Raw genomic sequence first — 25,770 nt, forward strand, 5'->3', positions numbered from 1 at the left:
AACAATTGAGTCTCGAAAATGCCTGAAAGATCAGGCCGCTTCCTTCTCCGCGTAGGCAGAAAGAACGCGCGCGAGCTGCGCCGCGGGAGCCTGCGTGATCGTCGCCAGCTTCGTTGCCGGGGCAACGAGGAGACCGACAATCTTGGCACGCAGTTCATCCAGCGAGGGCAGCGTTGCGAGCGCCTTCACGCCGTCGACGTCGAGGGCAGTCGCACCCATCGCCCCACCGACGATTTCGAACTTGTCGTTCGTCTTCGCGAAATCGACAGCCACCTTGGCGGCTGCGACCGGGTCGATCGAGGTGGCAAGGCCTACCGGCCCGGTGAGCAGATCGCCCAGCGAGAGATAGTCGGTGCCATCGAGCGCGATCTTGGCAAGCTTGTTCTTCGAGACCTTATAGGTCGCGCCGGCGTCGCGCATCTTGTTCCTCAGCTGCGTCGATTGCGCGACGGTGAGGCCGAGATTGCGGGTGACAACCACCACGCCAACCTCGGAAAAGGTGCGGTTCAGCTCGGCGACGAGCTCGGTCTTTTGAGCGCGATCCATGCCATTCTCCACGTATCTGACCCACATGCGCAAACATGCGGGCCGGTTAAGACCGGGAGCACGACTAACCCGTGCACCCGGGTTGTCCGTCGATTGGGGCATGGGAACCGGCCGCTTAAGGAGCGGCAGGCGAACCGGCGCAGGGCGAACCCGGCGCGCGGCAAGAATTCCATTCCCCGTCTCGGTAGGAGATTAAGCCGGAAGCCGGCACCTACTGTCTCGGACGGTATCCCGGCGCGAGCGGACTCGTGCCGGGAGAGGGGGCGCTGTTAGCGGGATATGTGGAAAAGTCAAATGCGGCGCGTTCCCGCCCTCACTGTCGCAATTCTGTTATCGAAGAGTCTTGGTGGCGACCCGATCCCGCAACGCTGGTGACAGGTTAGACCGACACAGCGGCCCCGACGCCAATCGGCGATTCCAAGGGGGATACCATGACCGACACGATGACCGCCTATAGCGATGGCGATATCGACACCAATTTCAGCGCTGCCTCGCCGCATCTGAACGAACTGGTCGATGCGCGCTATTCCCGCCGCCAGGCCTTGCTCGGTGGGATTTCGGCCGCAACGGCAGCTGTGTTCGGCGGCGCGATGCTTTCGGCCTGCGGGTCGAGCGCGGCAGAACAGGCGCCGCCCGTGACGGTATCGGCCGGTGGCAGCATTGCCACCACGTCGGGCAGGACGGTCACGCTGACCGGCACGGTGACCGGGGCCGCGCTGTCGAGCGGCTGGACTCAAGTCAGCGGGCCCCCGGTCACGCTGACGGTCGTCAATGCCGGAACCGCGACCTTCGTCGCGCCGAGCGTTGCGGTTGCCACACCTCTGGTGTTCCGTTTCACCGGCACCAACGCAAGCAATGTTTCGACCACCGCCGACGCGACCGTCACGGTCAGTCCCGCACAGCTCGGCTTCGTCGCCACGCCCAAGAGCCTGGCCGATATCGTCGCTGTGCCGACCGGCTATACCGTGACTGTATTGTACCGCCTCGGCGACCCGATCCTGTCCGGCGCCGGTGCCTATGCCAATGACGGCAGCGACACCATGTTCTCGCGCCGCGCCGGCGATCACCATGACGGGATGAGCTATTTCGGCCTCGCCGCGTCGGGCAACGCGCCCGATCCGACCAACAGCAGCCGCGGCGTGCTGGCGATGAACCATGAGAATATCACCCAGGCCTACCTCCATGTCGGTGGCTCAACCGCGCCTGGTGGTATCCGCCCCGAAGCGGAAGCGCTGAAGGAAATGGAATGCCATGGCGTGTCGGTGGTCGAGGTGAGCCGCTCGGGCAGTGCCTGGTCCTACAGCCCCGCCTCGTCGCTCAACCGCCGTGTCACGCCGCTGACGCAGATGCGCTTCAGCGGACCGGTGCGCGGCGACGCCGCGCTGAAGACCGTCTTCTCGACTGACGGGACGAGCGGACGCGGCACGATCAACAATTGTGCCAACGGCACCATGCCGTGGAATACCTATCTGACCGCCGAGGAAAATTGGGCCGGCTATTTCAAGCGCGAGACAGGCGATGTCGCAACCCGCGGCGGCGCTTCGGCCAAGGCCAATGTCAGCCTGGCGCGCTACGGCATTTCGGAGAACCGCCCGGGCAATTATGGCTGGGCAACGGTGGTACCGGCAGATACTGCCAGCACCATCTATGCGCGCTGGAATGTTACCGCGCGTGCCGCCCAGCCGGCCGACGGCACCGGCGACTTCCGTAACGAAGCGTTCCAGTTCGGCTGGATCGTCGAGATCGACCCGTTCGATGCGGCCTCGACGCCGCGCAAGCGCACCGCGCTCGGCCGCATGAACCATGAGGGCTGCCAGATCGGCCGCACCGTCGCGGGCGTGCGGCCCGCCTTCTATATGGGCGACGACGCCACCAACGAATATATCTACAAGTTCGTGTCGACCGCGGCGTGGTCGGCGGCCGACGCCACCGCGACCGACCGGCTGGCGATCGGCGACAAATATCTCGATGCCGGCACGCTCTATGTCGCCAAATTCAACGCCGATGGCAGCGGCCAGTGGCTGCCCTTGGTGTTCGGCACCGGGCCGTTGACCGCCGGCAATCCGGCCTATGCCTTTTCCAGCCAGGCCGATGTCCTGATCAACGCACGCCTTGCCGGCGATGCGCTCGGCGCGACGCGGATGGATCGGCCGGAATGGACTGCGGTCAATCCAGTGACGGGCGAGATGTATTGCACGCTGACCAACAACAGCTCGCGCCTTGCAACCAATACCGACGCTGCCAATCCGCGCGCCTATGCCGACCCGAAAAGCACGGGTGGTGAAACCAAGGGCAACGCCAACGGCCATATCATCCGCCTGCGTGAGAGCGGTGATACGTCGGAGGCGACCAGCTTCGCCTGGGACATCTATGCTTTCGGTGCGGGCAGCGATCTCGACCCGACCAATATCAACCTGTCGGGCCTTGATGCGACCAACGATTTCTCGTCGCCCGATGGCCTGTGGTTCGGCCTGCCGAGCAATATCTCCGGTCAGAGCACGCCGATCCTGTGGATCGAAACCGACGACGGCGCCTTTACCGATCAGACCAACTGCATGCTGCTGGCCGCGATCCCGGGTGCGGTCAATGACGGCGCGACGCGCACCGTGACCAACACGCGCGACGGCGCTAGCGGCACTCAGGCTACGCGCGTGGGCAAGGCGCCCGGCACAACGCTGAAGCGCTTCCTGGTCGGGCCGAAGGAATGCGAGATCACCGGCATTCACTCGACACCGGACGGGAAGTCGTTGTTCGTCAATATCCAGCATCCGGGTGAAGGCGGCAATGCGGCGAGCATCAGCAGCAACTGGCCGGCCAATCAGTCGGGTGGGTCGGCAACCGGATCGCGGCCGCGCTCGGCGACGATCGTCATCACTCGCGATGATGGCGGGATCGTCGGTCTCTGAAGCCGGCAGAAAAGCAAAGGGCCGGGGAGTGATCCCCGGCCCTTTTTGCTTGTCGGTCATCTTGCCGGATCAGGGCGCGGTCAGCAGGATCACCACCCGGCGATTTTCGCGGCGCCCGGTGGCGGACGCGTTGGTTTCGACCGGAAAACGCTCGCCAAGGCCGGTGGCGCGAACATTCTCGGCGGCGAATCCATTGGTCGTCAGCAGCCCGGCTACCGCATCCGCGCGTCGCTTCGACAACTGGTCGTTATATTCGGTGGTGCCGGTCTTGTCGGTATGGCCCTCGACCTCGGCATGCTGAATCCCCACCGCGAGCAACCGCTTGGCGATCCGGACGATGGTATCGGTCTGACTCGCGTCGAGCTGGCTCTCGTCGGTGGCGAACAGCAGTCGGTCGTCGACCGTGAATTCCCAGCCGCGCGCCGTCTGGACGAAATTTTCTTCCTTCAGCACGGCAAGCTGCTCGGGCGACCAGATGCCGCGCGGCTGCGGCGTGGCGCAACCGCCAAGCAGGAGCGCCGTGATTGCGGCGAGAATGATCGATATACGTCCGAACACCATCTTCATCGTCCTCGTTATCTGCCTTTATCGTGTGGACCGTTTCGCCACGAACATCTCGCTGTCCGCATGGTGGACCAGCGCTGCCACATCCGCGCCGTCCTGCGGATAGACCGCGGCACCGATGCTGAGGCTGACCGAAATCCGCTCGCCCGAGGGGAGGTCGATCGGCACGATCATCGCCGCCGTGATGCTCTCGCGCACTCGCATGACCGCCTCCAGGTCGCTGGGCGACGCCAGTAGCAGTGCGAACTCGTCGCCGCCGAGCCGCGCGGCGAGGTCATGCGTGCTGAGGCTGGCGCGCAGTCGCACGCCGATCTCGGCCAGGACGACATCGCCGGCGGCGTGGCCGAACCGATCGTTGATCTGCTTGAACCCGTCACCATCGGCATAGAGCACGGCAAAACTCGCGCCCTCGCGGTTTGCCTGATCGAGCATGGCGGCGAGTTGCTGGTCGAACAGGGCGCGGTTGGGCAAGCCGGTCAGCGCGTCGTGCGTCGCGCGATGACTGAGTGTTTCATTCTCATAGCGCAGCCGGTGCTGCCATTGCTCCAACTCGGCGAGCAGAGCGTTGAAATCGTCGCGTAGCGTGTCGACCTCGAGGATCGTCGCTTTGGGGGCCCGGCGGTCAAAGGCGCGATCGACGCGTACCGCATGCGCCACGGCTGCAATCGCACGCAGCGGTGCGATCACGGCGCCTTGAAGGTGAAGCGCCAGCAGGAAAGTCGCAACGGCCGTCACGACCAGGCAGGCGAGGGTGCCGAGCAATCCAGCCTCGATATAGCCAGCGATGATCCCGGTCTGCCCGCGAACCCTGACCTCGCCGATGGTCGCACCCTCATGCACCACTGGCGCGACCGTTGGGTCAGTGAAGTACAAGGTTTCGACGATCCGGTTGAGCGACAGAAACGGTGCGGGTCCCGTTGGAGACTTCCACTGCGCCAGGACGCGGCCGCCGCCGGTGGAGACGGTGATCTCGGCGATCCCGTCAGTGGTGGTAAGCGGGGCGATGCTGCGCTGTGCGGCTTCCGCGTCGTTGAAGATGATCGCGGGCGCCACGCTATAGCTTGCGGTCTGGGCGATCAGCTTGAGATTCTGCTTGGCATAGAGCCCCACTGCCGTGAAACCCGTCAGCAGGACGGTCAGACCGGCAATACCGACGGCGAACAGGGTCACCCGGAAATGAACCCGGGTCAGCACCTGGCGCAATGTGGGCAGGGGCTTGGAGGGGGCGGGCTTGGCAGGATCCGTCATGCCGGCCCCCCACTCGCGGACGAGATGCGCAGCACGCGAGGGTCGACCCGGACCGTGCCGCGTGAAATGGCGTCGACGCTGAGCCGGAAGCCGAGCGAGCCGGACCGCAAATGCAGGCAGAACATGGTACCGCCGCGGCATAGGGGGTCGGTTTCGGCGATCGACAGCACGCCGCGGCCATGAATGCCGGAGATCATCTGGCGTTGCTGGTCCGGCGCCATCGCCCCGAGATAGAGAATATCGCAGTCGCTGGTCGTGCCACCCGCAGCGATCTTGCGCAGCGCGACCGGCCGGCTCGCATTGCGGTCGATCTCGGCCGGCCGGAGCGCGATCTGGGTGGCGCCGCTGATGCAGAGCCGCAATTGCTGAGGGTTCACCGGCCAGCGTGTGTAGCTGATGATCCCGCCTATGGTGCGCGACACGGCAATCGCCTGCTCGGCCGCGTCGGATGGAAATTTCGATTCCATAACGGCAGTCGGGGGCGGACTGACGGTACCGTCGACGCTCGCCGCCAACAGGGCGATTCCGAAAAACACCAGCGCGTCATTCCCCACTCGGCCTTATGGTTAAGCGGCCCGTCACGAACGCTATCGAAATGACCGGTCGATTGCCAGCAAATTGCTGCGGCGCGGTACAGGAGACGATGAAGGGGCGATCGAGCCGGTTGTCAGAGCGCGGCAAGCAATCCGTCGCGCAGATGGCCGGGATCATCCGGCTCGATCAGCGTCAGGCCCGGTTGAGGCGGCAGGCCGCAGGCGGCCGTCGCGATCACCGGCAGCCCCGCCGCAAGTGCGCGCAGCAACGTGCGCGGGCGGTGTTCGAACAGGGCAGGGAGAACGACCCCCGCCAACTCGGTCGGCGGTTCGCCATTGCCAAGGTGGCGAACCGTCAGGCCGGACCAGAAATCCGGTTCCTCTATCGCATCACGCTCGATCGCCAGGTCGATATCGAGCCCGGTCATCGCCTCGCGCATCGCATGGATGCCCTTGCGCGCCACGGCGGGGCCGGCGAACAGGAAGGTGCGTCCGCCACGGCGCACAGGAAGGGGTGTGGCCGCCGCCCAGTCGACCAGCTCGACGCGATACGGGAAGCATCCGGCCACCGTGCGGTGTGGCGTGATCAGACGGTATGCCGCCGCAAGCGCGGCGCTTTCCGCCGCGACGATCGGTTCGGGAGCACGAAAATCGCTCAGCGTCGAGCTTTCGGGATGACGCGCATGCGCCGCATCGAGGATGGCCTGCAAGGACTGCATCGGCAGCCGGTCGAGCAGTACTTCGAAGCGCCGGCCCTGCAGTACGCCGGAGCGCCAGAGATGTGGCAGCAGCGTCTGGGCGACAACGAGATGGGTGTGGGCAGCGGACAGGCCGCGCGCATGGGCCGCCGCCAGGCGCGCATCCGCCGCCAGCATCTGCGCGGCCAGCGGCGCCGCACCGGCGCGGAGGCGGAGCGTGGCGGAGCGCCGCAACGTGGTCAGGTCGGCGGTACGCTCGCGCCCGATCTGCGGCCAGCCCTGCGCGCCCGCGCCGAAGCGGCGAGTGGGAAGCAGCAACAGATCGTCCGGGCCGGCCTCGTCTCGATAGAATGCCGCGAATTCGGGGATGGGCGCATCGACCAGCCAGGCGATCGGCGGCCGTGCCGTTTGTGGCCGGTCGGGACTGTGGCGATGGCAACTGATCTGGCCACAGCTCAGGCAATCATGCGCAGTCAGTCCGGCGAGCAGGCTTGCGGCGGGATCATCGACCGGCCCGCCACGGCCGCGAATTCTGACTTCGAGCATGTCCGTGGTGAGCCGTGCCTCGATGCGAAACGCTTGTCGGGCGCGCATACGCAGGTCGAGATAGTTCCAGAACACGGTTGCGTCCCGCCCGTTGGCGGCGCGAGATCCGGGGACGATGCGGGTGTGCGCATGGCGCTCGACAATCTCCAGTCCGGCGTCCAGTCCGGCCTCGTAAAGGGCATTGGACAATTGGCACAGGCCGCCGCCGACGGTTGCGATCATGCATCCCTCGCGCAGCTCCCGGCCGGCGACAAAGCCGCGCCGGCGGACGGGACGGCCGACATGGCGCCAGAAGCTGAACAGTTCGCCCGCCGCCACTTCGATCCCGTCGATGCCGCGCAGCGCAGCGCGGAGATTCTGGATCTTGCCGGCATTGAGCGCATGATCCCCGGCGCCACCCGCTGCCGTCCATAGCGGCGAGGTGACCGCCGCGATCACCGGCGCATCGCTTAACGCGGCCGATCGCGGATGGCGGCGTGGCGCGGTGCCCGGGGTGAGGTCGCGCATCAGGCGACGCGCGCGCAGCATCATCGCCTTGGTCGAAAAGACCAGGGCGCTTGCGCGGGTCGGGACACCCGTCCGCGGCAAGGCGGTTGCGCTGGCGGCACGTTCGTTCATCTCTTTCCGCAGGATGTCATCCATATCCGCAGAGTCAATTGGACCGGCACGATGTCTTGCCCGGGCTGCGTGTCGCGCTCATTATGCCGTCATGGCGACTCCCACGCCGACCATAATGCCGATCTGAGCGTGTGAGGTTGCGGAGAAGGATTTTCATCATGCGTGGACCGTTACTCGCCCTGGGCGTGCTGCTGATGCTCGCAGGCTGTGATCAGGACGATCAGGTTGAGGTCAATCAAAGCGGCAAAACCCTGCTGCCCGTGGCCAATCAAGCGGCCGGTTCGGACGCGGACAATCCCGTGACGGCGGATGCCGGCAATGCGTCACATGTCGACAGCGCGGCCGGTTCGGAGCGCTTCACCTGCAACAATGGAGCCGGGGTCATCGTTACGTATGGCGATGACAGCGCCGCCTTGCTGATCAATGGCGAAGCGTATGAACTGCCCGCTGTTTCGGCGGCATCGGGATCGAAATATATGAGCGTCACCGGGATGACCAAGGGCAAGAGCCTGGCCTGGTGGAGCGAAGGCAACCGCGCGCTGCTGATCGAGGCGCCGATCGGCGACACATCCGGCGACAGGCAAGTCGTTCTGAAATGCAGATTGGCGGCCGATGCGAAGGCGCAACCCGATATCGGCTGAGCGGCGCCATCGGGTTAGCCCCGGATAGCAAAAGGGCCGGAGTTTCCTCCGGCCCTTCGCATTTCCATATTGCTGGTGCGAGGCTTACGCCGCGACGACCTCGGCAGTGTCGACCTTGATGCCCGGGCCCATTGACGAGCTGACCGCGATCTTGCGGACATACTTGCCCTTGGCGCCCGACGGCTTGGCCTTGACGATCGCATCGACCAGCGCGTCGAAGTTCGCGCGCAGATCTTCCGCCGGGAACGACGCCTTGCCGATACCCGAATGAATGATGCCGGCCTTTTCGACGCGATATTCGATCTGGCCGCCCTTGGCTGCCTTGACCGCTTCGCCGACGTTCATCGTCACGGTGCCGAGCTTCGGGTTGGGCATCATGCCCTTCGGTCCGAGGATCTTGCCGAGACGACCGACGATGCCCATCATGTCCGGGGTCGCGATGCAGCGATCGAAATCGATCGTGCCGCCCTGGACGATTTCCATCAGGTCTTCCGCACCGACGACATCGGCACCGGCTTCGCGTGCTTCGTCAGCCTTGGCGCCCTTGGCGAACACGCCGACGCGCACCGTCTTGCCGGTGCCCTTGGGCAGGGTGACGACGCCACGGACCATCTGGTCGGCGTGACGCGGATCGACGCCGAGGTTCAGCGCGACTTCGATCGTCTCGTCGAACTTGGCGGTGGCATTGGCGCGCGCGATCGAGATCGCTTCGTCGATGCCGTGGAGTTTTTCACGATCGACGGTCGTGGCGAGGGTCTTCGCCTTCTTGGTCAGCTTTGCCATGTTCTCAGCCCTCCACCACTTCGAGGCCCATCGCGCGGGCCGAGCCCTCGATGATGCGCGTTGCCGCTTCGATATCGTTCGCGTTCAGATCCTTCATCTTGGTCTGAGCGATTTCGCTCAGCGCCGAGCGCTTGATCTTTCCGGCGGAAACCTTGCCCGGCTCCTTCGAACCCGACTTCAGGCCGGCGGCCTTCTTGATCAGGTACGATGCAGGCGGCATCTTCGTTTCGAACGAGAAGCTGCGATCGGCATAAACGGTGATGACGGTGGGAAGGGGCGTGCCCGCTTCCTGGTCACCGGTCTGCGCGTTGAACGCCTTGCAGAATTCCATGATATTGACGCCGCGCTGACCCAAGGCCGGGCCGATCGGCGGGCTGGGGTTGGCCTTGCCGGCCGGCACCTGCAGCTTGATGTATCCGGTAATCTTTTTTGCCATGTCTCACTCTCTTTCAAGTTTAGCGGTCCAAACGGCTTTTTACGGCCTCCCGCGGGTACGCATTCACTGGTTCGTTTCGCGGCCCCTGCGGGACACCGGGACGAACGGCCCGAAACTGAATTTGCTTATCGCGGCGGCGATTACTTCGCGCGCTCGACCTGCTCGAACTCCAGCTCGACCGGGGTGGCGCGACCGAAGATCGACACCGACACCTTGACGCGGCTGCGGTCGAAATCGAGTTCCTCGACGATGCCGTTGAAGCTCGCGAACGGGCCGTCGAGCACCTTGACCGAATCGCCGATCTCGTAATCGACCTTCATCTTGGCCTTGGGCGCGGCGGCGGCTTCTTCCTTCGAATTGAGCATCCGCGCGGCTTCGGCTTCGCTGATCGGCTGGGGCTTGCCCATCGATCCGAGGAAGCCGGTCACCTTCGGCGTGTTCTTGACCAGGTGATAGACGTCGTCGTTCATGTTGAGCTTGGCGAGGACGTAGCCGGGCATGAACTTGCGCTCGACCGCGATCTTCTTGCCGCGGCGGGCTTCGGTCACCGTTTCGGTCGGGACCTCGATCTGCTCGACCAGCTGCTCGAGACCCATGCGGGTCGCCTCAGCCATAATCGAATCGCGGACCTTGCCCTCGAAACCGGAATAAGCGTGAATGATGTACCAGCGCGACATGCGTTCAACCCTTGGCCAGCGACAACAGGAACGCGACGACCATCTCGAACACCGAATCGATGCCGAGGAAGAAGATCGCCAGCAACGTCGTCATGATCATCACCATCACGCCGGTCATGATCGTCTCGCGACGCGATGGCCAGACGACCTTCTTGGTCTCGGCCTGAACCTGCCGGATGAATTCGAGTGGTGTCGTTCGTGCCACGTTAAGTGCCGCTTTCAAAAAATGCCCAAAAACGAGGCAAAGGGCCGCTGCCCGGTTCCAACCGAACCGGTGCCGCCCAATCCTCGCTATCGGATGGCCGCTGCATCTAGCGATTCAGGCGCCGTAACGCAAGCGATGGCATTCGGCCCATCGCGCGCGCTGCACGGGATGGATGGTTAACGCATAATCCCTCCATTTCGGATGGATCGATCGATTGGCTGTCACGTTTCCGACCCAAATCCGCAATCTTGGCGGAAACTATCACGGGGGTTGCACATGAACCTTGATGCCCGGACGATCCGGATTCTCGCCACGCTCAACAATGATGCGGAGCGTGCGTCGCTGCGCGCGCTCGACCAACGCCGCGCGAATGATGTTTTCGGTGATGAAGACTGGCAGGGGAGCTCGGACTCGAACCGAGGGCCTTCGGTTTTGGAGACCGACGCTCTAACCAACTGAGCTACACCCCTGTGCGGTAGCGGCGTTTAGCGAGCCCCGGCGTCCGGGGCAAGCGCCTCAAGCGGCCGCTGCGTCTCTTTGTCCATGATTGACGATCGCGCGGGCTTCCTCGACCGGCAACGGACGGCCGAAATAATAGCCCTGGACCTTGGAGCAGCCGAGATCCTGCACCATCAGATGCTCGGCTTCGGTTTCCACCCCTTCGGCGGTGGTGGCCATGCCCAGGCTTTGTGCGAGCGCGACGACGGCACGAATGATCGCGATCGCCTCGGGCACGCCCTGCGACGCCCCCTGCACGAAGCTGCGGTCGATCTTGATCGAGGAAAAGCGCGTGCGGCTGAGATAGCCGAGCGAGGAATAGCCGGTGCCGAAATCGTCGAGACTGAGGCGGACGCCCATGTCGAGGATCTTCTCGAGGACCTGGATCGCACAGGTGCCCTCCTTCATGAACACGCTCTCGGTCACTTCCAGTTCGAGCCGGTCGGCGGGCAGCCCGCTTTGCGCGAGCGCGGAGGCGACCACGGCGACAAAGGCCGGATTGTGCAGCTGTTCGGGCGAAACGTTGACCGCGACGCGTACCGGGTGATTCCAGCGCGTGGCTTCCTCGCACGCGGTACGCAGCACCCATTCGCCGATCGGCGCGATCAGCCGCGCGTCCTCGGCCAGCGGTACGAACTTGACCGGCGAAATGTTGCCGAACTCGGGATGAATCCAGCGCAGCAGCGCCTCGAAACCGGTCAGTTCGCCGGTGTCGGCGGCAACCACCGGCTGATAATTGAGGTGCATCTCGCCATTCTGCAGTGCCTTGCGCAGCGCCATTTCGAGTACGCGGCGCTCCTCGGCCTGCACATGGAGCTGTGGCTCGTAGCAGTGGAAGGTGCCGCCGCCGGCATCCTTCGAGCGATACAGCGCGAGGTCGGCGGAGCGGATCAGCATCTCCGCGGTGCGGCCGTCGCGCGGGCCGGTGGCGACGCCGATGCTGGCGCCGATATAGAGCGTGTGCTGGTCGAGCTCATAGGGCTTGGACAAAGTGGCGATGATCGACTGGGCAAGCTTTTCGACCCGGGCTGAATCGGTCGCATCGCGCACCACCACGGCAAACTCGTCGCCGCCCAGGCGCCCGATCGTCTCATTGTCGGTGATCAACTGATTGAGCCGCTCCGACACGCGGCCGAGCAGGCGGTCGCCGATCGGATGGCCGAGCGTATCGTTGATCGCCTTGAACCGGTCGAGGTCGATCATCATGAAGGCGCAGCGGCTGCCCCATTTGTCGGCCTCCGCCATCGCCCGGGCCAGCGCTTCGTTGATCAGCAAACGGTTGGGCAGGCCGGTCAGCGTGTCGAAGCGCGCCATCTTGTTGATCTTGTCGGCCGATGCGCGCTGCTCGGTGACATCGGACCCGACGCCGCGAAAGCCGATGAACCCGCCACGTTCATCGAAGCGTGGGGAGGCGGCGATTTCCCACCAGCGCTCCACACCCTGCACCTGGACGGGCAGCAGCAGGTCGCGAAACGCCTCGCGTCCTTTCAGCTTGTCGGCCAGCGTGCGCAGGCCGGCGGCGAAATTGCCCGCTTCCCAGGTCGGGCCGGCCAGCACCTGCAGGAACGGCATGCCATTGACCGCGAGCGGGTCGAGGCCGACCGAATGGGCGAAACGCGGCGAAGCGCGCACGATGCGGCGCTGGGCGTCGGTTTCCCATAGCCAGTCGGCGCTGTTCTCCTCGAACTCGCGCAGCAACAGGCTGACGGTTTCATCGCGTTCGGCGAGCGCGATTTCGCCGGCGCGGATCACCACCAGCGATTTGCCGCGCACGAAGCAGCCGAGCATCAGCAAAACGGTGAAGAGCAACGCGGCGGCGGCGAGCAGCGGGCCGGTCAGCACGAACAGCATGACCGCGATCGAGGCGCCGAGGATGCCGAGAAAGGCGAGCGTGGCGAGTGGGAGTGCCGCCATCGCCACGGCGGACGCGGTCATCAGGACCGACAGGACGATCCACAGGCCGAGCGCGACATTGGCGTCGGCCTTCACCCCGAAGGCGAGTGGCGGCACCGACCAGACGGCGGCGAGCGCGATTCCCTCGAGCACGGTGTCACGCACGTCGGCCAAGGTTGCGGTGTGGCCGGTGCGGCTGCGCGAGGCGAGTCGGCGAAACGTGATGGCGGCGCCGACCGCGGCGGTGACCGCACCCCAGCTCGCCAGCGCCCATAGCGGTGCGATCGATGCAAGAAGCAGGAAGACAAGCGCCGCGCCGACCAGATTCGCACCGAACAGGAATACCGCGAGCTGACTGCCCGCATTGAGCTGCGCGGCCCGGATCGGCGCCCAATCCGTCGTATCCGCCGGATCGTACAAGCCAAGGAGCGCGCGCGCATCGATGCGCGGCTGGGCGAATTGGGAGGAAGGCTGGGTGCTCACACCACGATGATTACGCGATGCTGGTTAGCGGAAGGTTAGACGAAGGGCGGTTCCGGCACTTATTTTGCGAAAAATTGAGTCCCCCTCCCGCCCGGGAGAGGGATTATGCCGCCAGATCGTACGGTTTGATGTCGCCATTGAGATAGAGGTTGCGGGCTTTCGCCCGACTCAGCTTGCCCGAGCTGGTCCGTGGCAGGGTGCGCGGCGGGATCAGTTCGATCACGCAGTTCATGCCGGTGACCGAGCGAACTCGCTCGCGAATTTCCTCGCGCAGGCGGACGCGTTCGGCATCATCGGAACTGCGGCACTGAACCAGCACGGCGGGGGTTTCCTCACCGCCAGGGGTGGTGATCGCGAACGCGGCGATGTCGCCGGCCTTGAAGCCGGGAAGCTGCTCGACCGCCCATTCGATGTCCTGTGGCCAATGGTTGCGGCCGTTGACGATGATCATGTCCTTGGCGCGGCCGACGATATAGACATAGCCGTCGGAGATATATCCCATGTCGCCGGTATCGAGCCAGCCGTCGGACATGCACGCCTCGGTCGATGCCTCGTCGCGAAAATAACCGACCATCAGCGACGGGCCGGCGCACCACACCTTGCCGATCGCGCGTTCGGGGAGCGGCGTGCCGTCCTCTTCGCGGATTTCGACCTTCATGTCGCGGACCGGCTTGCCGCAATTGACGATTGCGCGGAATCGTTGCGGCCGATCCTGGCCATGGGGAACGCCCGACAGCTGGGTTTCCTCGACCAGCTCGACGCGGATGCCTTCGCCCGGCGGCATGATCGTCACTGCCAGCGTCGCCTCGGCAAGGCCGTAGCTGGGCAGGAAAGCGGTTGCCTTGAACCCGGCATCGGCGAACGCATCGACGAATGACTGCATCACGTCGGGGCGGATCATGTCGGCACCGTTGCCGGCGACGCGCCAGCGCGACAGGTCGAAGCGGTCGCTCGCCTTGGTCTGGCTCGACATGCGGCGCGCGCAGATATCGTAGCCGAAGGTCGGCGAATAGGAGAGGGTGGTGCCCTTGTTGCGGCTGATCAGATCCAGCCAGGCAAGCGGGCGGCGCGCGAAATCCTCGGTCTTCAGATAATCGGTCGATACCTGGTTGGCGACCACCGACAGGAAGCAGCCGACCAGGCCCATGTCGTGATACCAGGGCAGCCACGAGACGCAGCGGTCGCTGTCCGTGATATCCATGCCATGGCTGTGCGCGGCAAGGTTGTTGAGCAGCGCATGATGCGTGATCGCGACGCCGTGCGGGAAGCGGGTCGAGCCGCTCGAATATTGCAGATAGGCCACGTCGCTGCCGCGCGCCTGGGGCAGCGACACTTCGGGCGCCTCGCGCCGTTCGAATTCCGACCAGTCGATTCCCTCGACTCCGGCGATCTTTGCCGCTTCGCCGGCCATCTGGGCGAGTTCGGGCGGATAGATCAGCATCGTCGGGTCGCAGCTCGAAAGCTGGACACGCAGCTGCTCGATATAGGAATCGCGGCCGCCGAACGAAGTCGGCAGCGGCAGCGGCACCGGCCAGCCGCCGGCATAGATCACGCCGAAGAAGATGGCGGCGAATTCCGGACCGGTTTCGGCGACGAGTGCGATCCGGTCCGCCGGCATGACCCCGGCGGCGATCAGGCGGCGCGCCATGGCGAGCGCATCATCGCGCATCTCGCTGAACGGATAGGGGCGCGACAATGTACCGCGCGCGTCATGGAAATTGAGTCCCCGCGATCCGCTGGCGGCATAGTCGAGCGCCGCGCCCAGCGTTTCGAAATCGGCAAAGCGCCGCGGCAAGCCGTCATCGGTCGGCGTAGCGATGAGGGGCGCTGCAGCGCTCCGCTCGTCCAGTCGCCCGTCCTGAGGCAGTGTATCGGTCGTCATCTATTTTGCGCCCTAGTGGCGGCGCTTGATGTGCCGCTCTTGTAGAAGCGTTCACCTCTGCCCCGCGCTGGCGTTCAAAATCGGGTCCGACTGTGGCACAATGATGGCGCATGTCGTCAGATCGCCCATCCCGGGAGCGCCCGAACCGCGAACGCCGTGTCGTTCCACCGCTCGATGCGGGCGCGCTGGAGCGGCTGGCGCTGCGCTATGTCGAGCGTTTCTCCACCACCAGGGCGCGGCTTGCCGAGTATCTGACGCGCAAGATTCGCACGCGCGGCTGGGAAGGCGATGGCGCCGATCCGGTTGCGATTGCCGAGCGCATGGCCGAACTGGGCTATATCGACGACCGTGCGTTCGGCGAGGCGCGGGCGTCTGCGATGGCGCGGCGCGGCTTGGGCAAGCGGCGCGTGACCGGTGCATTCCGCCAGGCCGGGATCGATGCGGAAGATGCCGAGGCGCTCGCGCCGGCAATCGAGGCACGCGCGCTGGATGCGGCGCTGACTTTCGCGCGCAAGAAGCGCATCGGACCTTTTGCGCCCGAAGCGGCGGATCGCCCGTTGCGCGAAAAGCAGATCGCGGCGATGATCCGTGGCGGGCATGAATTTACCCTGTCACGGCGGATCGCCACCATGGCGCCGGGCGAGGATATCGACACATTGTCCCGGGACTGGCCGTAACGCGGTCAAGCTTGGGCTTTTTCCCGCCGCCACGATCGTGCTATGGCGGTTTTGCGGGGGAAGTTACGTATGCGTATCGAAGCGCAGCCGGTGGAATGGGACCGGCTTGGGGAAATATCGTCGTCGGAAGATGCGGAGGGTGGGCCTGTGTCCGACGGGACGCTGCATGCCGGTACGTTGAAATGGTTCGACGTGACGCGCGGTTTTGGTTTCGTGGTCGGTGACGATCCGTCGGTCGGCGACATCCTGATCCATTTCTCGGTGCTGCAGTCGCATGGCCGTCGCAGCCTTCCCGAAGGGGCGCGGATCGAATGCTATGCCGTTCAGCGCGATCGCGGTCTGCAGGCAACCGAGATCGTCTCGATCGACCTGACTCATGCGGTCGAACCGCTGCCGCGCGCCAGGGCGGCGGGCGAGCGGGTTGATCCCGCCGCCCTGATCGACTCAGCCGGGCCGTTCGAGGCGGTGACGGTCAAATGGTTCAACCGGTTGAAGGGATACGGTTTTCTCGTGCGCGGTACCGATTCTTCGGATATATTCGTGCATATGGAAACGTTGCGCCGCGCCGGGCTGGTCGAGGTGGAGCCCGATCAGCCACTGCGCGCGCGGATCGTCGAGGGGCGCAAGGGGCCCCTGGCGGTGGCCGTCGAAGAAGGAAGCTGATGGCAGGCACCCGATCCTGGATAGCGGCTGTCGCGTTCGGCGCGATCGTGCTGGCTGGCGGATGTACACGCGGCGACGCCGTCTCGACCTCCGGCGAAGCTGCGGCCGCCACGGTGGTGACGGTCAAGAGCAGTAACGGCGCGCATGTCTTCAAGGTTGACCTGGCCGATACCGAAGCGGAGCAGCAAAAGGGCCTGATGTACCGCACCGGCATCCCCAAGGACGGCGGCATGCTCTTTGCGCCGTATCCGCCGAATGGCGGTGCGCCGCGCGAAGCGAGCTTCTGGATGAAGAATACGCCGAGCACGCTCGACATCATCTTCATCCGGGCCGACGGGACGATCGCGCATATCGCCGAAAATACCGTGCCTTTCTCGGAAGCGCCCGTCCCGTCGGGCGAGCCGGTTGGGGCGGTGCTGGAGATCAATGGCGGCCGTGCACTGGAGCTGGGGATCGTCGAAGGCGATGCCGTCAGCTGGACCGGGAAGAAATAAGGTCCGCTGATCGCGGTTGATGGCAGCCCGCTGGGCGGCTAAGCGCGGATCATGGGCATCAATCTCAATCCATTCACCTGGTGGAACGGCGCCAGCTGGGGCACCATGATCGGCCTGCGCGGCAAGACCCGTGTCGGAGACGACGCGCTGGGCAATGTCTATTATGAGGGCGGCAAGGACACCAACGGCAATCCGCGCCGCTGGGTGATCTATGCGGGCGCCAATGATTCGAGTCGCGTCGCGCCCGAATGGTTCAGCTGGCTGCATCATCAGGTCGACGATCTGCCCGATCGCTCGCTCCCCGCGCCGCGCGCATGGGAAAAGCCGGCCCTGCCGAACCTGACCGGCACCAATCTGGCCTATCGGCCGCCCGGCGCGCTCGAGAAGGGCGGACGTCGCGCCGCCGCGACCGGCGATTACGAAGCCTGGACACCAGACGCGTGATCAATCGCCGCTGGCTGATCGGGGCCGGGCTTGCCCTCGTCCTGGGGGTCGGTGGCTGGTTCGGCTATGGCTGGTGGCAGGATCGCGCGACCAAGGCGTCGCCCGAGGGGCGGGCGGTAGCGCCGCGTACTGCGCTCGATGAAGAGATACCCTCGACCGATGTGACGACGATCGATGTCTCGTCCGGCGTCGATCCGTCCTATGGCGCCACGCCGATGGCGCAACGCGTCGCGGTGCTGGGGCTGCTCAACAAGCGCAACGGCGTTTCCCGCGACGTGACGCTGAAGCCGGGCCAGGCGACTCGGGTCGGTGGCGTGGTGATTCGCCTGCGCGCGTGCGAACGCACAGCGCCCTGGGAGCAGCAACCCTATACCGGCGCGTTCGTGCAGGTCGATATCGAGCAGTCGAACAAGAGCTGGCAGCGGGTCTTCTCGGGTTGGTTGTACAAGGAACGGCCACAGCTCAACGTCGTGCTGCACCCGATCTATGATGTGTGGGTCAAAAGCTGCGCGATGACTTTCCCCGAAGGCGGACCCGATTCGGTCGCCGCCGGCGCGGATGACGATAAGAGCGCGGCCCCGCGATCGAGCGAGAAGAAATCGCCCGAAGCGCCTGCCGCGACCGAGGCTTCGCCGACCCCGACCACACCCTCGATCGCGCCGGTCAACAACCCGACATAGTCGGCCCGGCCAATCTCCACCGCGCCGAGCGAGGCGAGGTGATCGGTCATGAATTGGCAGTCGAGCAGGGTGAAGCCGCCAACGCGCAGCCGCGCGACGAGCCAGGCGATTGCGACCTTCGACGCGTCGCGCGCGCGGCTGACCATGCTTTCGCCGAAGAACGCCTTGCCCAGCGCGAGGCCATAAAGGCCGCCGACCAGTTCCTCTTCGTGCCAGACCTCGATCGAATGGGCGAAGCCCATGGCGTGGAGCTTGAGAAAGACCTGCTCGATCTGCGTGTTGATCCAGGTGTCGGGGCGGTCCTGCGCGGATTCGGCGCACAACGCGATGATCCGGGCAAAGGCGGTGTCCGCGGTGACGCGATACCGATCGGCGACCAGCGTCTTCTTCAGCGAATGCGAAAGATGGAAATCGTCCAACGGCAGGATCGCGCGTTCCTTGGGTTCGACCCAATAGACGCTGTCGGCGTCGCGCGCATCGGCCATCGGGAACACGCCGACCGCATAGGCGCCGAGCACCAGATTGGGGTCGAGCGGCACGACATCGAACGCCGCATCAGGCGGCGTGCCGGTCACTTGGCCAGCCGCCGTTCGACCGCTTGCCACAATTGAGCAAAGGCCTGGCCGCCGGCCGACCGGCCGGCGAAGCTGCCGACCGGGGCACGGCGCACCGCCATCGATTCGACCACGCTGGCCATTGGCACGACCGGCCAGTCGGGGTGGCGCGCCAGCGCCTCGGCATGCAACTTGCGGCGGCGATCGACCATCGAATGGACCGGTAGCACCTCAGCCTTCCCGCCGAGATGCTTCACGACCTCGGCATAAGCGCGTTCGGACAGCGGGGAGGGAATGACCGGCACGACGATCAGGTCGGCGGCACGCATCACCTGGTCGCTGGTTTCGGTCAGGCCGGGCGGGCAGTCGAGCAGGATGCGGTCATAGGATTTGCGCAGGCCCGTCAGCAGCTTCTGCAGCCGTTTCTTCTTGTCGAGTTCGTGAAACAGCAGGTCGAGGCCACGCAGCGACGCGTCGGCGGCAATCAGGTCGAGCCGTTCGATCGCGGTCTTGTGGATCAGCTTGTCGGGCTCGACATCCTTGGAGAAGACATCCTGGGCCGGCTTTTTCGGCGATTTGTCGGACAGCAAGAAGCTGCTCGCGGCTTGCGGATCGAGATCCCATAACAAGGTGCGGCGCGCGGACAGGGTTGCGGCACACCAGGCGAGATTGACCGCCAGCGTGGTTTTCCCGACGCCGCCCTTGAGGCTGTAGATCGCGATTGTCGCCATGCGCGTCCTCCGGCTGTTGTGCAGTGCATCGTGCCGCAGGGCAGGGGGTGACGCAAGCTGGGTCGCCTTACCTCAGGATAGAAAACGGCCGGTGGATCGCTCCACCGGCCGCTTGGTTTGGGTGAAAGGTTGGAGCGATCAGCCCTTGCAGGTCAGCGTGCCCTTGCCCGGCTGGGTCAGCGTGATGTTCTTGGTGTTGCCGGTCAGCGAGTAGCCCTCCGCGACCAGCGGCTTGCCGGCTTCGGCGGCCTTGAGCACGGTCGTGGGACCGGCCTTCTCGGTCTTCAGCTGCGCCTGCTTGTCGCCCTGGAAGAATGTCACATAGGCCAGGCTGTTATCCTTGCAGCGGAACGTCACTTCCGCCTTCATCGCCGGCGGCAGTTCGACCGGTGCGCGGTTGGCGATTGCCTCCGCCTGAGGATCGGGTGCAACGCTGGTCAGCACTTCAGGCGACTTGTTGTTGTTACAGGCCGACAGCGCGAGCAGCGCGACGGCAACGAGCGGGAGGGTGCGGTTCATCATGTCGGGGCGACGCTTCGCGCACGCAAAAGATTTCGTCAAGGCCCCAGTTTTCGGGCCGAAACGAGCCCTTTGCACCGCAATAAAAGCGTCATTTATATACGCTTAACAAACAGACATTTAACCCGAATTCATTCGTGAAATTCGTCCAGGTCGGGGATACGGCCAAAAGCGATCTTGGTGCCGACGCGGTCGATCCGGCCGCCCGATTGCGGGCCCAGGCTGACCGCGTTGCGTCCGAATTTCTCGTTGATGCGGTCCATCGCGCGGCTCAGCGAGAGGGTACGAGTCTCTCGTGCCAACGGATCATCGGGGTCGAGCAGGCCGAATAAAGAGGCCTGTTCGCCGGTCACCGGCTCGATCTCGGCAAGTGTTACGCCGATCATGCGGATCTGGAAATCGCCCGGCCTGACCTTCCCGGCAGCATAAAGTTGCGGGAACAGGGTCTCGAGCGCGGCGAGCACGGCGAAGCTGTCCTGGGTCGAGGCGAGCTTGCGGCTGGCGCGCCAGGTCGATTTGTCGTCCTCGAAGCGGGCATGAAGCACGAGCAGCCGGCTGCGATAGGATTTGCGGCGCAACCGGCTCGTCGCCTTGAGTGCGAGCCGGCGTGCGGTGAGCCGGACCGCCTCGACGCCGCGCTTGCCCGGCGACAGGACGTGGCTGTGGCCGATCGAGCGGCTCTGCGTCGCTTTTTCGGGCAGGTCGACGCCGTGGAGCAGATACCAGAGCCGGTCGCCATTGGTACCGCCCCACGCGGTGCCGGCATCGCGCGGCCGGCGTTCGCACAACTGGCGGATGTCGTTGATGCCGTCCTGTGCCAGCCGCCGTTCCATCTTCGCGCCGATCCCGGCAATATCGCGCAAGGCAAGGTCGTAGAGCCGCTCGGGCAATGTCTCGGCATCGAGGATGATCAAGCCGTCGGGCTTCTGCATGTCCGAGGCGAGCTTGGCGAGCAGCCGGTTCGGGGCGATGCCGACCGAACTGGTCATGCACTCGCCGATATTGGCGCGAATCCCAGCCTTGATACGATGGGCAAGCGCGATGGCGGCGTCGCGGCCATTCTCATTGTCGAGCAGCCGGCACGCGACTTCATCGATCGAGCAGACTTTGGTGACCGGAATATGCTTCCACACCTCGGCGACGATGGCGTCGTGATATTCGACATATTTCTCGTGCCGCGCGGGCGTGACGATCAGGTCGCGGCAAAGTCGCTTCGCTTCCCAGACCGGTGTTCCGGTCTTGATCCCGTAGCGCTTCGCCTCGACGCTAGCGGCGATCGCGACGGTCGTGTCGCTGTCGACCGGCGCAACCAGGATCGGCTTGCCGCGCAACGCCGGGTTCAACTGCTGCTCGACGCTCGCGAAATAGCTGTTCAGGTCGAGGAACAACCAGCGCAGCGGCCGCGGGGGCAAAATGAGCGAATCGGTCGGCACAATTCGGAACAATAGCAGAACATTGCCGCGCGCGACAGGATGCCGTAACGTCGGATAATTCAGTGAAAGACCAGCGAAATTAATCGCGCGGACATACTTATTCCGCTATGACGAGGATGTGAGCACCGCGATCCCCCATCAGTACAGCGTCGGCATCGATCCGGCGGATATCGACTTTATGGGGCATGTGAACAACGCATCCTATCTGAAATGGGTACAGGATGCGGTGGTCAATCACTGGCAGCGCTTCGCGCCGGCCGAGGCGGTGACGGCGCATCTGTGGGTCGCGCTGAAGCACGAGATCACCTATCGCAAGCCGACCTTCCTCGATGACGAGGTGATCGCCACCGTCCTGCTCGAAAAAGTGCAGGGCGCGCGGGCATTCTACCAGACGATCATCAAGCGCGGTGAGGAAGTCCTTGCCGAGGTTCAGTCGAGCTGGTGCTGCCTCGACGCCAAGACGCTGCGTCCGGCGCGGATCGCGGAAAGCATTTCCGAGCTGTTCTTCCACAAGGATTGAACGGCGGGACGCCCCCTTTGGGCGTGGTGCGACGATATCCCCGAGCGACAACCCTCAGGCAAGATTGAATCACCCGCGTCATCCCGCGAAAGCGGGGATGACGGAGCGAGCTTGCTTAATTAAATGTGACTTAAGTATCTGATAAATAGATATATTATATGGTCCAACGTCGAGATGGGCAGGGGAGATATGTTACACGACCGGTGTAACATATCTCTGCTCTCTTGCCGCAGCGGCCGCGTGAAATATGCGATGCCACCGGTGTAACATATCTCCACCTGTCGCCGCGGCGGTCGCCCGAGATATGTTACATGACCGGTGTAACATATCTCCCGCCGCCAGCGTGCCGGCCTCGCGCATCACCAGCGCCGCAGCTCTCGCGCGACGCTCGAGGTTCTAGCTCAGATACTCGCGCAACGCCGTCCAGGCGGGCAGCTTGGCGGCCAGGCCGACCGTGTGCAGCGCACTGCTTGAGGGCAGCGCAATCAATGCAATATCCGTCGCCAGCGCGCCGAGTTGCTTCAGCCCGTGGCGATGGGCGGTGGCGCCGTTGAAGCCGATCGCGCGGAGATCGGGCAAGGTGCGGACCAGCGCGGCGAGATCGTTGGCGACGGGGTCGATGATTGCCGCATCCATGCTGCCATTGCGCCGCGCGCTGGCCATGACATCCCACAGGCCGACCCGGGCTTCGCGCAGTGCCGCGAGGCGCTCATCATAGTCGAGCCGGGTCAGGTCGGCACCGGTCACTGCCGAGATCAGTGGCCAGAACTGGTTCTGCGGATGCGCATAGTAACGCGCCTCGGCGAGCGAGCGGTCGCCGGGCAGGCTGCCCAGGACCAATAGCCGAGTGCGGTCATCGGTGACGGGCGGGAAGCTGCGCTTGAGGGTCATGCTGCGCCCGGCCTGGCCAGTTGAACCAGGCGCGACAGCAGAAACCGGCGCTCTGCCGGCTGCTGGGTCAGTTCGAGCGCTGCCTGATAGGAAGCGCGCGCGGCTTCGCCGCGACCAAGTCGGCGCAACATATCGGCCTTTGCCGCATGGGCGAGATGATAGCGGTCGAGCTTGCCCTGGCCGAGCACCGCATCGATTGCCGTGAGGCCTGCCTCGGGCCCGTCGCGCATGCCCAGCGCGACCGCATGGTTGAGCGCCACCACCGGCGTGGGATCGATGCGCAGCAGCATGGCGTAAAGCGCGGCGATCTGCGGCCAGTCGGTCGCCGCGCTGTCGGGCGCGTCGGCGTGAAGCGCTGCGATCGCCGCCTGGAGGAGATAGGGGCCGATGCGCCGCGCGGCCATGGCGCGGTCGATCAGCGCAGCGGCTTCGCTGATGCGGGTGCGGTCCCATTGCGAGCGGTCCTGATGCTCAAGCAAGACAAGGTCGCCCGCCGCATCGACGCGCGTGGCGCGGCGCGACTCGTGCAGCAGCATCAGTGCGAGCAGTCCTTTCGCTTCGCTGTCGTCGAGCAGGTCGACGACCAGCCGGCAAAGCCGGATCGCTTCGGCGCTGAGATCGGTCCGGGTCAGGCTTGGCCCGCTGGTTGCCGCATAGCCCTCGTTGAAGATCAGATAGATCGCTCGCAACGTGCTATCGAGCCGCGCGGGAAGCTCGGCGGGGGCGGGGACTTCATAAGGGATCGCCTCGTCGCGGATCTTCGCCTTGGCGCGGACGATGCGCTGCGCGATGGTCGGGGTCGGCGACAGATAGGCGCGGGCGATCTCTTCGGTGGTCAGCCCGCCGACCTCGCGCAGGGTGAGTGCGATGCGCGCATCGGGGGCGAGCGCGGGGTGGCAGCAGATGAAGATCAGCCGCAGTTCGTCGTCCTGCACGCTCTCCGGCACGACCGGGTCGACCAGCGGGTCGGTGATCAGCGCAAGATCGGGCAGCGCGCCGGCCAGCCGCGCCTGACGGCGCCAGCGGTCGATCGTCTTGAAGCGCCCGGCCGAGACCAGCCAGGCATAGGGATTGGCGGGGACACCTTCGCGCGGCCAGCGGTCCGACGCGGCGGAAAACGCGTCATGAAGCGCTTCCTCCGCCGCTTCGAAGCCGCCGAGCAGGCGGATCAAGGTCGCAAGCACGCGCCGCTTTTCGGTGCGATAGGCCGCCTCGACAGCGGCGCGTGCGTCGATCGTCATGGCGTCGGACTCAGAGTTCCGGCCGGGGCTGGCTGAAATCGACCACCGGGCGGACTTCGACCGATCCGATCCGGGCCAGCGGATGACCGCTGGCGACGCGCACCGCTTCGTTCATGTCGGACGCGTCGATCACGACGATGCCGCCAAGCACTTCCTTGGTTTCCATGAACGGGCCGTCGATGGTCGAGACCTTGCCGTCACGGACCCTGACGGTGATCGCTTCTTCGGGGAAGACCAGCGCTTCGGCGGCGACGAAATGCCCGCTTTCGCGCAGCACCTCATCATGATGCTGGCATTCTGACAGCGCCTGGTTGGCGTCGGGATCGCCGCCGAACAGCGTCTTGGGGTGATAATAGATGAGGCAGGCATAGCGCATGATCGGGCTCCTTCATTGCCGTTGTTGGTGCCCCTTGTCGCTCGGTCCCACCCGAATTCGACATGCCTCCGGCATTATTTTCGCTTTGCCCGGAAAAAGCGATGCTTGGGTCAGCAGGGGCCATGCCAGAACACACCTGGGCTCAGCTCCCAATAACAACCTGGGGGCATGGGCAGCTCCTCCTTGCTTCGACCGACCTGATACCCCCAGCCACCGTCAAAATATGGCTTGATCCCGATATTGACCCCCCATTTGTAGACGGTCACGTCATAGGGCTGGAGACTGGCGATAACAGGCGGCCACTGGCTTTTGGGCACGTCTGCCCAACCCTTTGACGGCTCAATCGGATGAGTTGCCATGAGGCGTTGGGATTCGACTTTGATCGCCTTCAATGTCGACTGGCTGAATGTCGGGATCGACGGGATCGCACAGCCGGTAAGTAAGGTGAGCGCTGCCAGAACAGCGAATACCCGCCCGACGCGAAGCCGCATGAAGGTCATTCCGGCGCCGGCATAGCGGGCGGAGCCAGAGCGACCTTGCGAACGGTCAAGCGGCGCCGAGATAATCGAGCTTGCCGATCTGGACGCCGTTGTGACGCAGGATCGCATAGGCGGTGGTGACGTGGAAATAGATGTTGGGCAACGCGAAGCTCAGCACATAGCTCTGCCCGGTAAAGGTGAGCGTGCGGTTCGGCGTGGAGAACAGGACCTCGGCCGCTTCCTTGCCGTCAAGTGCCTCGCGTGGGGTGCTGGCGAGCATCGCCCTGGCCCGGGCGATGCGCGCCTGGAGTTCGGTGAAGCTGGTTTCATTGTCCTCGAACACGACATTCTCGACCCCGCCGACGCGTGTCAGCACGCCCTTCACCGAATCCGTGACGCGCTGAATCTGTGCGGTGAGTGGCGCCATGTCGGGCGCAAGCCGGGCATTGAGCAGCACCGCAGGGTCGATGCCCTTTTCAGTGGCGAACGCCTCGCCCTTGGTGAGGACACCGGCCAGGGCATTCAGTGCGCGGTCGAAGACGGGCACGGTGAGATCGTAGAGCGAAGTGGTCATGGTGGCGCTTCTAGGACTGTGCCGGGGCGGCGTCGATGAGATTTGTACATGCGCAACGACTCATTCATTCCTGCGGGAAGCGCGCGGCATTATCGGCGGGCGATCGGCTGGCCGCGATGGATCGGGGACCCTAAATGAGCCCGGCACGTTAGAGGCCATTCAAGAAGAGTATCGTCATGCCCCATGCCAGCGATGTGGTTCTTTGCGCCGGTCCGGATAGCCCACACGCCTTTGATATCGTGCCGCTTCAGCCGCGCAACGGCGCGCTCGATATACGGTGCCCGGTGTGCAGGGGGCATGGGCAATGGAACACCGAGATCGATCTGGTGAGTTTTCG

Annotated in this window: 27 protein-coding genes, 1 tRNA gene and 1 pseudogene; 8 read left to right on the forward strand and 21 right to left on the reverse strand. The window is 64.7% G+C overall.

Annotation, left to right across the window (positions count from 1 at the left end):
- Window positions 1-30: 30 nt before the first annotated feature.
- Window positions 31-546, reverse strand: a complete 516-nt coding sequence (rplJ, locus tag H3Z74_RS04505; protein WP_187762783.1) for a 50S ribosomal protein L10 — start codon at window positions 544-546, stop codon at window positions 31-33.
- A 431-nt stretch (window positions 547-977) separates the two neighbouring features.
- Between rplJ and H3Z74_RS04510 the strand changes: the two genes are divergently transcribed.
- A complete protein-coding gene (locus H3Z74_RS04510) occupies window positions 978-3,452 on the forward strand; it encodes a PhoX family protein (protein WP_187762784.1) in 2,475 nt (824 codons plus the stop codon).
- A gap of 69 nt (window positions 3,453-3,521) precedes the next feature.
- Here H3Z74_RS04510 and H3Z74_RS04515 read toward each other — a convergent pair whose 3' ends face one another.
- From H3Z74_RS04515 to H3Z74_RS04530, 4 genes are all read right to left on the reverse strand, one after another.
- Complete coding sequence (locus H3Z74_RS04515; protein ID WP_187762785.1) at window positions 3,522-4,013, reverse strand: OmpA family protein; 492 nt, start codon at window positions 4,011-4,013, stop codon at window positions 3,522-3,524.
- A gap of 24 nt (window positions 4,014-4,037) precedes the next feature.
- Window positions 4,038-5,264, reverse strand: a complete 1,227-nt coding sequence (locus H3Z74_RS04520) for a diguanylate cyclase domain-containing protein (RefSeq protein WP_187762786.1) — start codon at window positions 5,262-5,264, stop codon at window positions 4,038-4,040.
- The gene (locus tag H3Z74_RS04525) at window positions 5,261-5,731 is read right to left on the reverse strand and encodes a YfiR family protein (RefSeq protein WP_187762787.1); all 471 of its coding nucleotides are present in this window, start codon (window positions 5,729-5,731) and stop codon (window positions 5,261-5,263) included. Before H3Z74_RS04525 ends, H3Z74_RS04520 begins: the two co-directional genes overlap by 4 nt.
- 200 nt (window positions 5,732-5,931) lie before the next feature.
- Window positions 5,932-7,683: a VanW family protein gene (locus H3Z74_RS04530; protein ID WP_187762788.1), complete on the reverse strand. Its 1,752-nt coding sequence runs from the start codon at window positions 7,681-7,683 to the stop codon at window positions 5,932-5,934.
- Window positions 7,684-7,817: 134 nt separating this feature from the next.
- Between H3Z74_RS04530 and H3Z74_RS04535 the strand changes: the two genes are divergently transcribed.
- On the forward strand, window positions 7,818-8,300 hold the full coding sequence (locus H3Z74_RS04535; RefSeq protein WP_187762789.1) for an MliC family protein: 483 nt from the start codon (window positions 7,818-7,820) through the stop codon (window positions 8,298-8,300).
- Window positions 8,301-8,384: 84 nt separating this feature from the next.
- Here H3Z74_RS04535 and rplA read toward each other — a convergent pair whose 3' ends face one another.
- The 7 genes from rplA to H3Z74_RS04570 all read right to left on the reverse strand — a co-directional run bounded on the left by rplA (window position 8,385) and on the right by H3Z74_RS04570 (window position 15,157).
- Window positions 8,385-9,083 carry a 50S ribosomal protein L1 gene (rplA, locus tag H3Z74_RS04540; RefSeq protein ID WP_034156739.1) on the reverse strand — a complete coding sequence of 233 codons (699 nt, stop codon included), beginning with the start codon at window positions 9,081-9,083 and terminating at the stop codon, window positions 8,385-8,387.
- A 4-nt stretch (window positions 9,084-9,087) separates the two neighbouring features.
- The gene (gene rplK, locus H3Z74_RS04545) at window positions 9,088-9,519 is read right to left on the reverse strand and encodes a 50S ribosomal protein L11 (RefSeq protein ID WP_034156738.1); all 432 of its coding nucleotides are present in this window, start codon (window positions 9,517-9,519) and stop codon (window positions 9,088-9,090) included.
- Window positions 9,520-9,659: 140 nt separating this feature from the next.
- Window positions 9,660-10,196, reverse strand: a complete 537-nt coding sequence (nusG, locus tag H3Z74_RS04550) for a transcription termination/antitermination protein NusG (protein WP_034156737.1) — start codon at window positions 10,194-10,196, stop codon at window positions 9,660-9,662.
- 4 nt (window positions 10,197-10,200) lie between these two features.
- On the reverse strand, window positions 10,201-10,401 hold the full coding sequence (gene secE, locus H3Z74_RS04555) for a preprotein translocase subunit SecE (protein WP_187762790.1): 201 nt from the start codon (window positions 10,399-10,401) through the stop codon (window positions 10,201-10,203).
- 393 nt (window positions 10,402-10,794) lie between these two features.
- Window positions 10,795-10,871 (reverse strand) — tRNA-Trp (locus H3Z74_RS04560).
- Between the two features lie 46 nt (window positions 10,872-10,917).
- Window positions 10,918-13,275 (reverse strand): putative bifunctional diguanylate cyclase/phosphodiesterase, encoded by a 2,358-nt coding sequence (locus H3Z74_RS04565; protein WP_187762791.1) that lies wholly within the window; start codon window positions 13,273-13,275, stop codon window positions 10,918-10,920.
- Window positions 13,276-13,378: 103 nt separating this feature from the next.
- The gene (locus H3Z74_RS04570) at window positions 13,379-15,157 is read right to left on the reverse strand and encodes a fatty acyl-AMP ligase (RefSeq protein WP_187762792.1); all 1,779 of its coding nucleotides are present in this window, start codon (window positions 15,155-15,157) and stop codon (window positions 13,379-13,381) included.
- A 110-nt stretch (window positions 15,158-15,267) separates the two neighbouring features.
- Here H3Z74_RS04570 and H3Z74_RS04575 point away from each other — a divergent pair, with 110 nt between their 5' ends.
- The 5 genes and pseudogenes from H3Z74_RS04575 to H3Z74_RS04595 all read left to right on the forward strand — a co-directional run.
- Window positions 15,268-15,834 (forward strand): regulatory protein RecX, encoded by a 567-nt coding sequence (locus H3Z74_RS04575; protein ID WP_187762793.1) that lies wholly within the window; start codon window positions 15,268-15,270, stop codon window positions 15,832-15,834.
- Between the two features lie 69 nt (window positions 15,835-15,903).
- Window positions 15,904-16,497 carry a cold-shock protein gene (locus H3Z74_RS04580; RefSeq protein ID WP_187762794.1) on the forward strand — a complete coding sequence of 198 codons (594 nt, stop codon included), beginning with the start codon at window positions 15,904-15,906 and terminating at the stop codon, window positions 16,495-16,497.
- Complete coding sequence (locus tag H3Z74_RS04585) at window positions 16,497-16,991, forward strand: DUF192 domain-containing protein (RefSeq protein ID WP_187762795.1); 495 nt, start codon at window positions 16,497-16,499, stop codon at window positions 16,989-16,991. Before H3Z74_RS04580 ends, H3Z74_RS04585 begins: the two co-directional genes overlap by 1 nt.
- 51 nt (window positions 16,992-17,042) lie before the next feature.
- Window positions 17,043-17,435 (forward strand): NADH:ubiquinone oxidoreductase subunit NDUFA12, encoded by a 393-nt coding sequence (locus H3Z74_RS04590; protein WP_187762796.1) that lies wholly within the window; start codon window positions 17,043-17,045, stop codon window positions 17,433-17,435.
- Window positions 17,436-17,650: 215 nt separating this feature from the next.
- Window positions 17,651-17,884, forward strand: a pseudogene (locus H3Z74_RS04595) (DUF2155 domain-containing protein); the annotation flags it as partial.
- A 35-nt stretch (window positions 17,885-17,919) separates the two neighbouring features.
- Here H3Z74_RS04595 and aat read toward each other — a convergent pair.
- The 4 genes from aat to H3Z74_RS04615 all read right to left on the reverse strand — a co-directional run bounded on the left by aat (window position 17,920) and on the right by H3Z74_RS04615 (window position 21,352).
- The gene (gene aat, locus H3Z74_RS04600) at window positions 17,920-18,600 is read right to left on the reverse strand and encodes a leucyl/phenylalanyl-tRNA--protein transferase (protein ID WP_229727055.1); all 681 of its coding nucleotides are present in this window, start codon (window positions 18,598-18,600) and stop codon (window positions 17,920-17,922) included.
- A gap of 86 nt (window positions 18,601-18,686) precedes the next feature.
- Complete coding sequence (locus H3Z74_RS04605) at window positions 18,687-19,400, reverse strand: ParA family protein (RefSeq protein ID WP_187762797.1); 714 nt, start codon at window positions 19,398-19,400, stop codon at window positions 18,687-18,689.
- A gap of 138 nt (window positions 19,401-19,538) precedes the next feature.
- A complete protein-coding gene (locus H3Z74_RS04610) occupies window positions 19,539-19,919 on the reverse strand; it encodes a hypothetical protein (RefSeq protein WP_187762798.1) in 381 nt (126 codons plus the stop codon).
- A 131-nt stretch (window positions 19,920-20,050) separates the two neighbouring features.
- A complete protein-coding gene (locus tag H3Z74_RS04615) occupies window positions 20,051-21,352 on the reverse strand; it encodes a Y-family DNA polymerase (RefSeq protein ID WP_229726883.1) in 1,302 nt (433 codons plus the stop codon).
- Between the two features lie 118 nt (window positions 21,353-21,470).
- Between H3Z74_RS04615 and H3Z74_RS04620 the strand changes: the two genes are divergently transcribed.
- Window positions 21,471-21,872 (forward strand): acyl-CoA thioesterase, encoded by a 402-nt coding sequence (locus tag H3Z74_RS04620; RefSeq protein ID WP_187762799.1) that lies wholly within the window; start codon window positions 21,471-21,473, stop codon window positions 21,870-21,872.
- A gap of 396 nt (window positions 21,873-22,268) precedes the next feature.
- Here H3Z74_RS04620 and H3Z74_RS04625 read toward each other — a convergent pair whose 3' ends face one another.
- From H3Z74_RS04625 to H3Z74_RS04645, 5 genes are all read right to left on the reverse strand, one after another.
- On the reverse strand, window positions 22,269-22,763 hold the full coding sequence (locus H3Z74_RS04625) for a DNA-deoxyinosine glycosylase (RefSeq protein WP_187762800.1): 495 nt from the start codon (window positions 22,761-22,763) through the stop codon (window positions 22,269-22,271).
- Window positions 22,760-24,004 carry an RNA polymerase sigma factor gene (locus H3Z74_RS04630; RefSeq protein WP_187762801.1) on the reverse strand — a complete coding sequence of 415 codons (1,245 nt, stop codon included), beginning with the start codon at window positions 24,002-24,004 and terminating at the stop codon, window positions 22,760-22,762. The genes H3Z74_RS04625 and H3Z74_RS04630 overlap by 4 nt, the downstream gene beginning before the upstream one ends.
- A gap of 10 nt (window positions 24,005-24,014) precedes the next feature.
- Complete coding sequence (locus tag H3Z74_RS04635) at window positions 24,015-24,380, reverse strand: YciI family protein (RefSeq protein WP_187762802.1); 366 nt, start codon at window positions 24,378-24,380, stop codon at window positions 24,015-24,017.
- A gap of 110 nt (window positions 24,381-24,490) precedes the next feature.
- Entirely contained in the window at window positions 24,491-24,880 is a 390-nt protein-coding gene (locus H3Z74_RS04640) for a hypothetical protein (RefSeq protein WP_187762803.1), read from the reverse strand.
- Window positions 24,881-24,926: 46 nt separating this feature from the next.
- Complete coding sequence (locus H3Z74_RS04645; RefSeq protein WP_187762804.1) at window positions 24,927-25,433, reverse strand: DUF1993 domain-containing protein; 507 nt, start codon at window positions 25,431-25,433, stop codon at window positions 24,927-24,929.
- Window positions 25,434-25,770 lie beyond the last annotated feature (337 nt).

Source organism: Sphingomonas alpina (assembly GCF_014490665.1).
Taxonomy (GTDB): Bacteria; Pseudomonadota; Alphaproteobacteria; order Sphingomonadales; family Sphingomonadaceae; genus Sphingomonas; species Sphingomonas alpina.